This window comes from Acidimangrovimonas sediminis, from assembly GCF_002871005.1.
Lineage (GTDB): Bacteria > Pseudomonadota > Alphaproteobacteria > Rhodobacterales > Rhodobacteraceae > Acidimangrovimonas > Acidimangrovimonas sediminis.
In genome coordinates, this window is record NZ_PHSN01000014.1 from 175,487 (window position 1) to 188,536 (window position 13,050).

General features: G+C 68.7%; 11 protein-coding genes. 9 read left to right on the forward strand and 2 right to left on the reverse strand.

The genetic code is table 11. The features are described 5' to 3' along the window. Positions 1 to 98 precede the first annotated feature (98 nt). The 7 genes from CVV76_RS14415 to CVV76_RS14445 all read left to right on the forward strand — a co-directional run bounded on the left by CVV76_RS14415 (position 99) and on the right by CVV76_RS14445 (position 9,084). On the forward strand, positions 99 to 1,022 hold the full coding sequence (locus CVV76_RS14415; RefSeq protein WP_102225360.1) for a LysR family transcriptional regulator: 924 nt from the start codon (positions 99 to 101) through the stop codon (positions 1,020 to 1,022). Between the two features lie 383 nt (positions 1,023 to 1,405). Then, the gene (locus CVV76_RS14420) at positions 1,406 to 2,581 is read left to right on the forward strand and encodes a CaiB/BaiF CoA transferase family protein (protein WP_158243159.1); all 1,176 of its coding nucleotides are present in this window, start codon (positions 1,406 to 1,408) and stop codon (positions 2,579 to 2,581) included. Between the two features lie 106 nt (positions 2,582 to 2,687). Beyond that, positions 2,688 to 4,214 (forward strand): ABC transporter substrate-binding protein, encoded by a 1,527-nt coding sequence (locus tag CVV76_RS14425; RefSeq protein WP_146010298.1) that lies wholly within the window; start codon positions 2,688 to 2,690, stop codon positions 4,212 to 4,214. 10 nt (positions 4,215 to 4,224) lie between these two features. Then, positions 4,225 to 5,169 carry an ABC transporter permease gene (locus CVV76_RS14430; protein ID WP_102225363.1) on the forward strand — a complete coding sequence of 315 codons (945 nt, stop codon included), beginning with the start codon at positions 4,225 to 4,227 and terminating at the stop codon, positions 5,167 to 5,169. Beyond that, positions 5,166 to 7,109 carry a dipeptide/oligopeptide/nickel ABC transporter permease/ATP-binding protein gene (locus tag CVV76_RS14435; protein ID WP_102225364.1) on the forward strand — a complete coding sequence of 648 codons (1,944 nt, stop codon included), beginning with the start codon at positions 5,166 to 5,168 and terminating at the stop codon, positions 7,107 to 7,109. Before CVV76_RS14430 ends, CVV76_RS14435 begins: the two co-directional genes overlap by 4 nt. After that, entirely contained in the window at positions 7,106 to 8,137 is a 1,032-nt protein-coding gene (locus CVV76_RS14440; RefSeq protein ID WP_102225365.1) for an ABC transporter ATP-binding protein, read from the forward strand. Before CVV76_RS14435 ends, CVV76_RS14440 begins: the two co-directional genes overlap by 4 nt. Then, positions 8,134 to 9,084: an alpha/beta hydrolase family protein gene (locus CVV76_RS14445; RefSeq protein ID WP_102225366.1), complete on the forward strand. Its 951-nt coding sequence runs from the start codon at positions 8,134 to 8,136 to the stop codon at positions 9,082 to 9,084. Before CVV76_RS14440 ends, CVV76_RS14445 begins: the two co-directional genes overlap by 4 nt. A gap of 175 nt (positions 9,085 to 9,259) precedes the next feature. On the opposite strand, the gene CVV76_RS14450 is transcribed toward CVV76_RS14445, so the two are convergent. Continuing rightward, the gene (locus tag CVV76_RS14450; protein WP_102225367.1) at positions 9,260 to 10,150 is read right to left on the reverse strand and encodes an SDR family oxidoreductase; all 891 of its coding nucleotides are present in this window, start codon (positions 10,148 to 10,150) and stop codon (positions 9,260 to 9,262) included. Positions 10,151 to 10,457: 307 nt separating this feature from the next. On the opposite strand from CVV76_RS14450, the gene CVV76_RS14455 reads away from it, so the two are divergent. Next, positions 10,458 to 11,405: an AraC family transcriptional regulator gene (locus tag CVV76_RS14455; RefSeq protein ID WP_102225368.1), complete on the forward strand. Its 948-nt coding sequence runs from the start codon at positions 10,458 to 10,460 to the stop codon at positions 11,403 to 11,405. Positions 11,406 to 11,429: 24 nt separating this feature from the next. Next, a complete protein-coding gene (locus CVV76_RS14460; RefSeq protein WP_102225369.1) occupies positions 11,430 to 11,951 on the forward strand; it encodes a DUF2867 domain-containing protein in 522 nt (173 codons plus the stop codon). Between the two features lie 271 nt (positions 11,952 to 12,222). Here the strand turns inward: CVV76_RS14460 and CVV76_RS14465 are convergent, their stop codons facing one another. Continuing rightward, on the reverse strand, positions 12,223 to 13,047 hold the full coding sequence (locus CVV76_RS14465) for an ATP-binding cassette domain-containing protein (RefSeq protein WP_102225370.1): 825 nt from the start codon (positions 13,045 to 13,047) through the stop codon (positions 12,223 to 12,225). Positions 13,048 to 13,050: the final 3 nt, after the last annotated feature.

A 13,050-nucleotide genomic window follows, 5' to 3' on the forward strand; every position in this document is an offset into this window, starting at 1 on the left:
CGAATCGCCAAAACAACAGCCTTCGCTTGCAAGCACCGCGCGATCTGGTCAAGGTTGCGCGGTGATGTAGGCTGAGGCGGGCATGGGAGGGCCGCGCAATGGACCTGAAGCAGATCCGGTATTTCGTGGGGGCCTGCGAGGAGGGCTCTTTCAGCGCGGCCGCTGAGCGCCTGCATTGCACCGCGTCCGGGGTGAGCCAGCAGATGAGCGCGCTGGAGGACCGGCTGAAGACCCGGCTGTTCGAACGCACGCGGCGCGGCGTCGTGCCCAATGCGGCGGGGCGGATGTTCTACGACAGGTGCCTGGTCATCCTCCGCTCCGTCGCCGAGGCGGAAATCGAGCTCGACGACTTCCATTCCGGACAGAGCGGCTCGGTCTCGGCGGGCTTCGTGCCGGGGCTTGCGAAATCGGTGCTTCCGCAGGTTCTGGCCCGTTTCACACGGGAGTTTCCCCGTGTCGACATCAACATCGGAACCGGAAGCGCCGACAGCCTGCTTGAGCAGCTCGCGGCGGGAGAGCTGGATTTCTATGTCGGCCAGTTCGCCGGTTCGCAGATCGGCCTCAAGGTCATGCCTCTCGGCCGCTTTCCGGTCGCGCTGATCTCGGGCCGGCGCCTCGGGATGACCCCGATGCGCCCCCTTCGGCTCGGCCAGGTCGCGCCGCTGAAGCTGTCGCTGCCAAGCGCGGTGCGCAGCCTGCGCCCGCAGATCGAAAGCGCGATCGCGGCGGGGGAGATCGCGGTGGAGAGGACCCTGACGATCGCGGAACTGACGGCGGTTCTGGAATTCATCGCCCAGACCGACTGGTCCACGATCCTGCCCTTCTGGGTCGGGCTGAAAGAGATCGACAACCGCCTGATCACGGTCAATCCCATCGTCGCCCCGTCGATGAGCCTGGACCTTGCCATGGTTCACACGCTGCGCCAGCCGCTGTCCCGCCCCGCACAGCTGTTCTTCGAGCGGTTCCACGAAGAGCTTGCGCGGAGCGAGGACGATTGGCTGCGCCTGACGGCACAGCCGTAAGGGTGCCTGCAAGCAAGCATTGGAAGACATGAAGGTTGCTGATTTCCCTATGTTTCAGGGGCCCGGCGTGTCCGGGGAGCGGGGGCCATGCTGACGAGGCGCTGCCGCGGTCCACGGGAAGCAAGGAAGGGGAAGACGCCGAGAGGTCGGATGATCGGCTCCACCGCGCGGCCTGACGCTGGACCGGGCACCTGCCCGGCCGCCCCGCCTCGGCCAGCAGGGTGGCCGACTGGTGGCCGGTATGGGGCTCCCGGTGGCCCCAGTCGAGCCTTCAGGAAACGTGAAGGCTGCGATTAGGAAACATAACTAACGGTAACAGCAAGACCCCGCCTATGGTCAATCGCAACAGGCCGGAACGCTCTGTCGGGATTGAGGAGGAGACGATGCTGCCGCTCGAAGGATACAGAGTGCTGGATCTGACGCATGTGCTGGCGGGGCCCTGCGCAACCCACCATCTGAGGTGCCTTGGCGCCGAGGTCATCAAGGTCGAACGCCCGGGCGGCGGCGACCCGATGCGCGCGCTCGACCTGCAACCGGAAGCCGAAGGCGTGCCGCCCGGGTTCCGCGCCCTCAACGTCGGCAAAAGATCCATCGTGGTCGACCTCGCCACCGAGGAGGGCCGCGATACCCTTCTGCGCCTCGCGGCCGACTGCCACGTCTTCGTCGAGAACTTCCGCCCCGGCGTGGTGCGCCGGTTCGGGCTTGGCCCCGAGGACATACGCGCAGTCAGGCCGGACATCGTCTACTGCTCGATCTCGGGCTGGGGCCAGCAGGGGCCGAACGCCGCGCGCGGGGCCTACGACCACGTCGTGCAGGCGGCGACCGGAATGATGGCCCTGCAGGGCAGCGAAGGCGAGGCGCCGACCAAGGTGGGTTTTCCCGTCATCGACATCGCGACCGGGATGAGCGCGGCCGAGGGCATCCTCGCTGCGCTGATGCGGCGCCTGCGCGGCGATGCGGAACCGATCACGCTGGATGTCTCGATGGCGGATTGCGCCTTGTCGCTGATGGCGGGCCAGGTCGCCAGCACGGTGGCGACCGGTCGGGCGCCTCGCCGCGTCGGCAACCGGGGTTTCGTGGGCAGCCCGGGGGCCGAGACCTTCGCCACGTCGGATGGGCATATCTCGGTTGCGGCCAACACGATGGGCCAGTTCGCGGCGCTTTGCCGCCTGCTCGGCCGACCCGATCTTTCTGCCCCGCCCTACCTGCCCGCCGGGCTGCCGAAGGGCGCGTTCCTTGCCGATACGGCGACCGATAGGCTGCGCGGCGAACTGATCGGCGCCTTCGCCGAAATGCGGGCTGCCGAACTGGAGGACGCCCTGAGCGCCGCTGGTGTGCCTGCCGCGCGCGTGCGCGACCTGGGCGAGTTCCTTGCCCACGACTATCCCGGCACCCCGGGGATCGCGGTCGCCGAGGATCCGGTTGCGCTGGGTCCCGCCTTCCGCTGGTCGGGTGCGCCCTGGGCCGCAGGTGGCCCGGCGCCTCGGCTTGGCGAGGGCGGCGCACCGCTGGACGCCCGCCGCCCGCCGTCAGCAGGGGTGAGATCGACCGCCGGCTGAACCGGCGTTTCCCGGGCCGGGAGGAGGGCCGGGAAGGGCCGCGAAAGCCATCGCGGCAAAAGCTGCGCCCGACGGCGCAAGGAGAGGGAGGAGAACAGCTTTGTCTTTGAGGTATCACACGCGCGTGCTCATGGCCGCGCTCGGGCTGGCGCTTGGGGCGGGGCTGACCGTCGCTCCGTCGGACGCGCGCGCCGAAGCGGGGGTGTTTCGCTTTGCCGAGGAGGTCAAGCTTGTCACGCTCGACCCGCAGGTCCACACCGGAGGCGGCATCTCGTATCTGCGGCCGGTCTACGAGACCCTGTTCACGCTTTCGCCGAAGGACGAGGTGCGGCCGTTCCTCGCCACCGCCATCAAGCAGGACGGGTTGAAGGTCACCCTCACGCTGCGCAAGGGCGTCAGCTTCTCGGACGGAACGCCCTTCGACGCGGCGGCAGTGGTGGCCAATATCGAACGGGGGATCCAGAAGGGCGTGCTTGCCGCGCTCAAGCCGGTCGCAGGCGCCGCGGCCAATCCCGACGGTACAGTCAGCATCACGCTCAAGAAGCCCGACCCCTCACTTGCGCGCGACCTGACCTCCGAAGCGGGGATGATGATCAGCCCCAGGGCGCTCAAGGATCCCGCGCTCGACCGCAACCCGGTGGGCACCGGGCCCTACGTCTACGACAAGGCGGCGTCGCGCGAGGGGGTGGTGCGGGTCTATACCCCGAACCCGCATTACTGGGCGCCCAAGGAGATCGGGCTGAAGAAGCTCGAGATCTTCGAGCTGCCAGACGACACCGCGCGGCTCAACGCGCTGAAGACAGGCCAGATCGACATGGGGATCTGGCTGGCCAATCCGCAGGCCGCGATCCTTGACCGGACGCCGGGACTGAAGCTGTTGCGCAATTCGGGCGGCTACACCTATCACCTGATCATCCAGGACCGCGACGGCAAAAAGGTGCCCGCCTTTGCCGACAAGCGCGTGCGGCAGGCGATGAACTATGCGATCAACCGCCCCGCCTACAGCCGGGCGATCGATTTCGGCCTGTCGGTGCCGGCGTTCCAGCCCTTCCCCAAGGGCAGCTGGGTGCATGATCCGAAGCTCGAGAACCGCTACAAGTTCGACCTCGAGAAAGCGAAGGCCCTGATGAAGGCGGCAGGCTATGCCAAGGGCTTCAGCTTCGACATGCCGTCGATCCCGATCTTCCAGTCGCGGCTGGAGGCGATCGCGGGCTTCCTGCGCGACATCGACATCACCATGAACATCGTGCCGGTGGAGCCGGGCACCCTGGCGCGGCGCAGCATGACCACCGACTTTCCGGCGGCGAACCTGGTCTGGAACAGCCAGACCGATCCTTCCTATCTCGGGAGCTGGTACGTCGCGCCGGATGCCTCGTTCAACCCCTACCACGTGACGCCCGACGCCGCACTGGAGACCCTTCTTCAGGACGGCGTCCAGTCCAGCGATCCGAAGGTGCGCGTGCCGGTCTACCACAAGCTGATGGAGGCACTGGAGGATCAATCCTACCTGATCTACGTCACCTCGACGCCGCTGCTCTTCGGGGTGACGCAGGCGGTTGCCGACAATCCGACGGTGAAGCTGCGGCCGGGCGAGGACACACCGTTCTTCCGCGGCATCCGGATGGACAAGTAGGGCGGCCGCAATGCTCAGGTTGATCGTGCAGCGCGTGCTGGCGCTGGTGCCGCTTCTGTTCCTCGTCTCGGTGCTGACCTTCTCGTTCACCTCGCTCCTGCCGGGAGATCCGGCCGACCTGATCGTCGGCCAGCAGGGCACGCCCGAGCAATACGCGCTGGTGCGCCACCGCCTGGGCCTCGACCAGCCGCTGGTGGAACGCTACGCGCATTGGGTCGAACATGCGGCGCGGGGCGATCTGGGAACCTCGTTCTTCAACAGCGTGAAGGTTTCGGACGCGGTGATGCAGCGGCTGCCGGTCACCGCCTCGCTCACGGCGGTGGCGGCGCTGATCGCCATCGCCGTCGGGCTGGCCGCCGGCATCGCCGCAGCTCTCAGGCCCGGGTCCGCGGTCGACCGGATCGCCACCCTGGGCGCGACCTTCGGCCAGGCGATCCCGAACTTCTGGTTCGGGCTGCTGCTCGCCGCGATCTTCGCGGTGGGGCTGCGCTGGTTCCCCGCCACCGGCTTCACGCCGATTTCCACCTCGGTCGGCGGCTGGCTTGCCAGCGTGGCCCTGCCGGCGATCGCACTCGGCTTCGCGTCGAGTGCAGCAATCGCGCGGCAGGTGCGATCGGCGATGGTTGGCGTGTTGCAGCAGGATTACATCCGCGCGGCCCGTGCGCAGGGCCTTTCATCGCGCAGGGTGATCTTTCGCCACGCGCTGAAGAACGCGCTGGTGCCCGTGGTGGCGGTGCTGTCGTTCCAGATCACCGTGCTTCTCGGCGGCGCGCTGATCGTCGAGCAGGTCTTCGCGATCAACGGGCTCGGCACGCTGGCGATCACCGCCGTGCGGCAGCAGGACATCCCGATGATCCAGGGCATCGTGCTGGTCATGGTGGCCATCGTGGTCGTCGTCCAGCTTGCGACCGACCTGCTTTACGGCTTCCTCAATCCCAAGGCCCGCCCGTCATGACCGAGACCGCCGCTTCCGCCCCGAAGACCGTTGCCCGCCGCCCGGCACGGCGTCGCAGGGCCTCTGCCGCCCGGCTTATCGTCTATCCGGCGCTGGGGGTGCTGGCGCTCCTTGTTTTCTTCGCGGTCTTCGCCGACTGGATCACCCCCTACGACCCGCTCAAACAAAGCCTGATGGAGGCCCTTCAGGGGCCGTCCATGCATCATTGGCTGGGGACGGACGACCTGGGCCGCGACGTGCTCAGCCGGCTGATCGTGGGGTGCCGCATCGCGATCATCGCGGCGGCCGAGGCCACCTCGATCGCGATCCTCCTCGGCGTGCCGCTGGGCCTTTTCGTCGGCTACCGCGGCGGCTGGTGGGACTGGTCGGTGATGCGGCTGGTCGAGGCGATCATGTCGATCCCGGGCATCATGGTGGCGATCGTCATCATCGCCATCCTCGGCCCCGGCCTGCACCGCGCGATGATCGCGCTCGGCATCCTGTTCTCCACCTCGTTCCTGCGGCTTGCCCGCGGCGTCGTGCTGAGCGAACGAGAAGAGGTCTATGTCCGCTCGGCCCGGGTGGTCGGCACCGGCGACGCGCGGATCCTGATCCGCCATATCTTTCCCAACGTCGCCCCTCCGCTGATCGTGCAGGCGACGCTGACCGTGGGCGCCGTGCTGCTGGCCGAAGCGGGGCTGAGCTTCATCGGGATCGGCGTGCAGCCGCCCAATGCCAGCTGGGGCACGATGCTGAACACGGCCGCCTCGTACATGCAGCTCGACTGGTTCTTGGCGATCCCGCCCGGGGTTGCACTGGTGTTGACCGTTCTGTCGATCAACCTGCTCGGCGACGTGCTGCGCGACCGGATCGGTCGTGGCATCGCCGTGCCCGCCGCACGACCCAAGGCCCCGAAACGCCCGCCGAAGACGGCGCCCGCAGCCGGCGCGCCGGGACGGCGGCCCAGCCCGGTGCCCGCGCCGGATGCGGTGCTCGATGTTGCGGGCCTCGACGTCGTCGTGACCGCCGGGGCAGGCGATGAGGTTCCGGTGCTGAGCGACCTCGGGTTCTCCGTGCGGAAAGGTGAGACGCTGGGCCTTGTCGGCGAATCCGGCAGCGGCAAGACGATCACCGGCCTCGCGATCCTCAGGCTGATCGGGACGACGGGGCGCATCACCCGCGGCCGGATCACACTCAACGGTCGTGACATCTCGGACCTGAGCGAACGCCAGATGCGCGAGGTGCGCGGCAAGGAGATCGCCGTCGTGTTCCAGGACCCGACCACCAGCCTCAACCCCGCCTTCACCGTGGGCGAGCAGATCGCCGAGATCCTGCGCACCCGCGCAGGCCTGTCGCGCCGGGCCGCCATGGCCCGCGCGGTCGAACTGATCGGCCGCGTCGGCATCCCGAACCCGGCGGAACGTGCCCGGGCCTATCCGCACGAATTGTCGGGCGGGATGGCGCAACGGATTGCCATCGCCCGGGCGCTGAGCTGTAATCCCTCCGTACTGATCGCGGACGAGCCGACGACGGCGCTGGACGTGACGGTGCAACAGGAGATCCTCGACCTCTTCCGCGACCTTCAGGAAGAGTTCGGCATGGCGATCATCTTCGTTACCCACGACCTCGCCGTGGCGGCCGACATCTGCGACCGCATCGCCGTGATGTATGCCGGCGAAATCGTCGAGGAAGCGCCGGTCGACACGCTCTTTTCCGCCCCGCGCCACCCCTACACGGCGGGCCTTCTGGCCGCCTCGCCCCATGGCGCGACCCGTAATCCGCCGCTGCCGACGATCCCCGGAACGGTGCCCCGCCCCGGTGCCTGGCCGGAGGGCTGCCGCTTCGCCCCGCGCTGTCCGCACGCGGCCCCGGCCTGTGACGCCGCCATTCCCCTCGGCGACGGGGGCCACCGGGTGCGCTGCATCCGCGCAGACACGCTCGACCTGAGGAGATCCGCATGACCGACGCCCCGCTTCTCGAGCTGCGTGACCTGAGGGTCAGCTATCGCAAACGCGCGGGCCTCGGGTTGCGCACCACCTCCTTCGACGCGGTGAAGGGCGCGACGCTGACGATCCGCCCGGGCGAGACGCTGGGCCTTGTGGGCGAGTCCGGCTCGGGGAAGTCCTCGATCGCCAATACCGTGCTCGGGCTGATCGCCCCGGCCGCAGGCACGATGCGGTTCCGTGGTACCGACCTCGCGGCGCTGAAGGCGCGCTATCCCTCCGGCCTGCGCAAGGACATTCAGGCGGTGTTCCAGGACCCGTTCTCCTCACTGAACCCCGCGATGACGGTCGAGGACATCGTGACCGAGCCCCTGCGGGTTCACACGAACATGACCCGGGCCGAGCGCCGGGCACGGGCGGTAGACCTGCTGGCAATGGTGTCGCTTTCCGAAGAGCACCTGAACCGCCATCCGCACCAGTTCTCGGGCGGGCAGCGGCAGCGGATCGCGATCGCCTCGGCGCTGGCGCTGGAGCCGAAGCTGGTCGTGCTGGACGAGCCGGTCAGCGCGCTCGACGTCTCCACCCAGAACCAGATCATCAATCTGCTCTACGACAGGCGCGACGCGCTCGGCATCGCCTACCTGCTGATCGCGCACGACCTTGCGCTGGTTCACCACATCTCGGACCGGATCGCGGTGATGTACCTCGGTCATATCGTCGAGGAGGGACCAGCCGACCGGGTCTATACCGCCCCCGCCCATCCCTATACCCGCGCGCTGCTCGATGCGGTGCCCGATCTGGACCCGGCGCAGCAACGCGCGCGCCGTGCCCGCCGCCGCCAGCTTGCGCCGCAGGGGACCCAGCGCCATGCCGAAACGGGCTGTCCCTATTCCAACCGCTGCGCACAGGTGATGCCGCGCTGCCGGTCGGACGCGCCCCCCGCCTATGCCGTGCCGGGGGGCGGCACCGCGCATTGCTTCCTTCTCGACCCGGGCGCAAACGGGGCAGGCCATGCCTCCGACCGAAAGGAGCCCGCGCTGCCATGACCCTGCCGCTCTATGATCCCGCGCCGCAGCGACCTGTCGCCAGCAACACCGCGCTGACGGTCCCCGACCTGCCCGAGGGGATGCACTTCCCGCTCGTCTGCCGCTGGCCCGAGGGCGACGCACCGAAGGGTTACGCGATCTTCTGCCACGGCCTTGGCGCAAGCGGGCGCGACTATGCCAAGCTATCGGAACGCTGGGCACGCGGGGGCTACCTTGTCATCCACCCGACCTTCGCCGACTCGGTCGAGGCGGTCGTCGCAGCCGATCCGGCGCTTGCCCCCGGCGCCGATCTCGAACGCTGGACGGAAGACCCGCGCCTGCGCCAGCGTCTCTACGAGGCCCTGCACAGCGCCCCCTACTGGGTCGACAGGATCCGTATCGTCCGTGGCGTGCTCGACCGGCTGGAAACGATCGTCGCAGCCACGTGCGGGCCACAGGCGGCCCCGCTGCGCGGCGCGATCGCCGGGCATTCCTTTGGCGCCTATACCGCGCAGCTTCTCGCAGGGGCCGAGGTCGACCTGCCCGGCGAAGGACCCGCGCAATTCCGTGAGGGCCGCTTCTCGGCGGCAATCCTGCTCAGCGCGCAGGGCCGCGACCAGCAGGGCCTGCGCGCCGGGTCCTGGGACGGAATAGAGGGGCCGATGCTCAACGTCACCGGCACCCGTGATGGCGGCGCCAAGGGGCAGGACTGGCACTGGAAGACGGAGCCCTACGACCTTGCCCCGCCGGGCGACAAGTACCTGGCCGTGCTCGAGGGCGCAGATCACTTCCTTGGCGGCATAGCCCGGCCCAACCAGAGCCCGGCGCCCGCGCAAGGTGCCGCCGTCCGCGCCCTGACCCTTGCCTTTCTCGACACCTACCTTGCCGATGAGGCCGAGGCGAAAGCCTGGCTCGCCTCGGCCGACGACCAGATGGGGGAATGCGGCCTGATCTTCGCCCGGAAATAGGCGGTGCAGTCCCCGGAGCGCCGCACGGGATACGCGCGGCTCGCCCGCGCGCCCCGTCGGCTCCGATCACCGAACGTGGCGGGTGCCTCCGATGGAGGACTGGGCGCGCGCTTCCGATCGGACCGATCACGAAAACACGCATGATGCCCTCCTGTCGCGTGCCGCGGCCGGGCGATCAGCCGGCCAAGTACGCGGGGTCCGCCAGATCGGCGAGCAGCCCGCGTTCCGTCGGATGCCAGCCCAGGGTTTCGCGGGTCTGCGCGCTGCTGGTCGGCGCATCGAGGCCCACGAAGGGCGCGAACCAGCCGAACTGCGCCTGTGCCTCTTCGGCCGCCACCCCCTTGACCGGCAGATCGAGCTGGCGCCCGATCACCCCCGCAATGTCCTTCAGCATGACACCTTCTTCCGCAACCGCATGAAAGGGGCCCGCCTCGGGCCGGTCAAGCACCATCAGGAACAGGCGCGCGGCATCCCGGCGGTGCACCGCGGGCCAGCGGTTCTGGCCGTCACCGATGTAGGCCGAGACGCCCTTGTCCCGGGCGATCCCCGCCAGGCGCGGCACGAAGCCATGATCCCCCACGCCGTGCACGGAGGGCGCAAGCCGGACCGCGCAGGCCCGGATGCCCCGCGCCCGCAGATCCTCCACCACCGCCTCGGAGGCGCGCGGGAAGCTGTCGGTCACCGGCGGCGCAGCATCTTCTTCCGTCGCCAGACGCCCCGGCGCCAGCAGCGCCACGCCCGAGGTCACGATCAGCGGCTTGTCGGTGTCCTCGAGCGCCGCACCAAGCGTCGCGATCGCGGCCTTGTCCGCCGCGCAATTCTCGGCGAAGCGCGACCAGTCGTGGTTGAAGGCCGTGTGGATCACCGCATCGGCCCTGACCGCCGCCGCATGCAGCACCTCAAGATCCTCCACCGCGCCACGCACGACGGAGGCCCCCGCCGCCGCCAGCGCCCCGGCGCTCTTCTCCGATCGGGCGAGGCCTGTCACCCCATGCCCGGCAGCGATCAATTCCTCGACCACGGCTGATCCGACCCAGCCTGTGGCCCCTGTCACGAAAACACGCATTGCAGATCTCCTTTGGCAATGCACCAAAGATAAAGGCCCGATTTGGGACGAATAACCTTTCTGGGTCCGTATTTGGTATTCATTCGTTCAGATCTGCAGAAGCGTCGCCTGCTGCGATGCCTCGGCTCTACGTCGCGCCTTCCCGTACCGGATCAGCGTCAGCCCGGAAGACCGGCACGACCACCTTCAGGGGCAATCGCGCGCCCCGCCCGGGCGATTCAGCCGACGGATGGCAGACGCGACCCTGGAAACGGGACGGCGGAGAACTATGGTCCAAACCAAGTATCCATTCGTTCAGGGCAGGGATATGGATCCGCTCTCCGACATTCTCTCGCTGCTCAGGCTGCGCAGCTATGTGTCCGGCGGGCTCGATGCCGGTGGCGCGTTCGCCATACAGTTCGACCGGCACGACGGGATCAAGTTTCACGCCGTGGTCGCCGGGACCTGCTGGGTCTCGCTCGAGGACGCGGCCGATCCGGTTCAGATCCACGCGGGTGAATGCTTTCTGCTGCCGCATGGCAAGGCCTTCCGGATCTCGAGCGATCCCATGGTCACGCCGGTCGACCTGCGGCAGATCCTGCCGCCCAGGCCGGACGGGCGGATCATGACCTACAACGGCGGCGGAGACTTCCTGAGCATCGGCGGATACTTCTCCTTGGCCGAGGGTCAGGCGGATCTGCTCTTGGAGACGCTCCCCTCGCTGCTACACATCCGGGATGCGGCCGATGGCGAGATGTTGCGCTGGTGCGTCGAACGACTGCGCAAGGAGATGTCCGACGCCCTGCCCGGCGATTTCGTGGTGGCGCAACAACTGGCCATGATGATCCTCGTGCAGGCGCTGCGTTCGCATCAAGCCCGCAGGCCCGAGGCGGCGACCGGCTGGTTGTTTGCGCTTGCCAACCCACGCTTGCGCGACGCGATCAGCGCGATGCACCGCGCCCCCGGCCACCGCTGGACGGTCGAAACCCTCGCCGCCGAGGCCGCCATGTCGCGCACGGCCTTTGCCCTGCTCTTCAAGCAGGTCGCCGGGGTCTCGCCGATGGCCTATCTGACACGGTGGCGCATGCTGAAGGCCGCCGAAAAGCTGACCGCCTCGCGCCAGTCACTGGCCGAGATCAGTTCCGCCCTGGGTTACGAGTCGGAGAAATCCTTCAGCGCGACCTTCAAGCGCATCATGCTTCGCTCGCCCCGCCAGTATGGTCGCGAGGTCGGGGAATGCGCGTCTCCCCCGGCCACGGCCTTGCCGACCCTCTGACGCGCCAATGCAAGGAGACCACCCATGGGAACGCGGATCCGCCAGGTCCCCTGCCCGACCGACAGCGCGATCTCCGGCTGGCTGCCCGGCGCCGATCTTGCCGATGCCTTCGCCGTCGATCTGACCAGTGCGGATGCGGCGCGCGGCATCGAGGCACTGGCCCGCAGCACCCTCGGCCACCCCGCGCCCTGGATCCGCCTGCTTCTGTCGGTCAGGAACACCGCGATGCGCCCGTTCGGCGTCAAAACCTCGGCGCAGCTACAGCAACAGGCCGAGAGCGCTGGGGCGGAACATATCGACTTCTTCCGGGTCATCGAGAAATCCGGGTCGGAGATGGTGCTGGGCGAGGACGATCGCCACCTCGATTTCCGCGCCTCGCTGCTGCTGCGACCCGCTCGCGACGGCGCGGGGTCGGAACTGGTCGCGACGACCGTGGTGCGGTGCCACAACCTCACCGGGAGGGCCTATTTGTTCGCGATCGCACCCTTTCATCGGCAGGTGATCCGCTCCAATCTCACCGCCGCCGCCGGGCGCGGCTGGAGGTGAGGCGCGCCGCCGCCTGCGACAGCCGGCACCCAGTCGGGCGGCCCGGCGGGGGACTGCGGCCGTCGGGTCACTTTCCGAATCCACGCGCATGGAGCGCGCGCACTCACACACCCCGGCTCACCAGCATCCGGCGAGGCGCCGTCAAATCCGAGGATCCTGATCGAGCGAACCTTTGAGGAGACCGCGAGCAGGGAAACGGCCCCTGCCGCCAGCATGGCTTCTCCTTGCTCAGGACTTCGGGAAAGGCGCCGCCACCAGAGACCACCAGACATCAGGACGCGCAGAGGGCAGGCAAGATGACGCGCCGGTCGCCGCCTGCGCCGTTGTCCCCTTCTCCGGTCACCACCCGCACCGTCAGCGGCAGGCCGTAGGCACGCGTCAGCCGGTCGGCGGTGAGGATCTCCCCCGCGGAGCCGCTCGCACTTATTTCGCCCTCTTCCATGAGGACAAGCCGGTCGGCATAGCGGGCGGCGATGTTCAGGTCGTGAAGGATCACCACGACGCAGCCACCGGCCCGCGCGAAGGCCCGTGCGATCTCCATCACCAGGACCTGGTGGCGGATGTCGAGGCTGGCGATCGGCTCGTCGAGCAGCAGGTAGCGCGCGCCCTCCGGCCCCGTCGCCGACCCGAGCTGGCACAGCACCCGGGCCAAATGCACGCGCTGCACCTCTCCGCCCGACAGCTCGGTCACCAGCCGCCCGCCGAACCCCTCCAGATCGACGGCCGCAAGGGCGCTTTCCGGTCCGGTCCAGGGCGGCACGGCCCGGCCCGCCGTCGGGGCTTCGCTGCCAAGGCGGACGACCTCATGCGCGGTGTAGGAAAACCCCTCCGGCGTGAACTGGGCCAGGACGGCGCGGCGGGTCGCCAGCGCCCGCGCCCCCAGGCGCTGCACTGCCACACCGTCAAGCAGGACCTTGCCCTCATCCGCCGCGCGTTCGCCCGAAAGCAGCCGCAGCATCGTGGTCTTGCCCGCGCCGTTCGGCCCGATCACCACGTTCACGGTGCCCGGGGCAAAACCCGCGCTCAGCCGGCGCACCAATGCGCGGCCCCCAAGGCGCCCTCCGGCGCGGCAGGTGGCATTCCTCAGTTCCAGCATCCG

What these genes read in the sequence shown, in the direction of transcription:
- CVV76_RS14420 (WP_158243159.1), top strand. Translation starts at nt 1,406, where the DNA reads ATGCTGCCGCTCGAAGGATACAGAGTGCTGGATCTGACGCATGTGCTG.
- CVV76_RS14445 (WP_102225366.1), top strand. Translation starts at nt 8,134, where the DNA reads ATGACCCTGCCGCTCTATGATCCCGCGCCGCAGCGACCTGTCGCCAGC.
- CVV76_RS14465 (WP_102225370.1), bottom strand. Translation starts at nt 13,047, where the DNA reads ATGCTGGAACTGAGGAATGCCACCTGCCGCGCCGGAGGGCGCCTTGGG.
- CVV76_RS14435 (WP_102225364.1), top strand. Translation starts at nt 5,166, where the DNA reads ATGACCGAGACCGCCGCTTCCGCCCCGAAGACCGTTGCCCGCCGCCCG.
- CVV76_RS14415 (WP_102225360.1), top strand. Translation starts at nt 99, where the DNA reads ATGGACCTGAAGCAGATCCGGTATTTCGTGGGGGCCTGCGAGGAGGGC.
- CVV76_RS14450 (WP_102225367.1), bottom strand. Translation starts at nt 10,150, where the DNA reads ATGCGTGTTTTCGTGACAGGGGCCACAGGCTGGGTCGGATCAGCCGTG.
- CVV76_RS14440 (WP_102225365.1), top strand. Translation starts at nt 7,106, where the DNA reads ATGACCGACGCCCCGCTTCTCGAGCTGCGTGACCTGAGGGTCAGCTAT.
- CVV76_RS14455 (WP_102225368.1), top strand. Translation starts at nt 10,458, where the DNA reads ATGGATCCGCTCTCCGACATTCTCTCGCTGCTCAGGCTGCGCAGCTAT.
- CVV76_RS14460 (WP_102225369.1), top strand. Translation starts at nt 11,430, where the DNA reads ATGGGAACGCGGATCCGCCAGGTCCCCTGCCCGACCGACAGCGCGATC.
- CVV76_RS14430 (WP_102225363.1), top strand. Translation starts at nt 4,225, where the DNA reads ATGCTCAGGTTGATCGTGCAGCGCGTGCTGGCGCTGGTGCCGCTTCTG.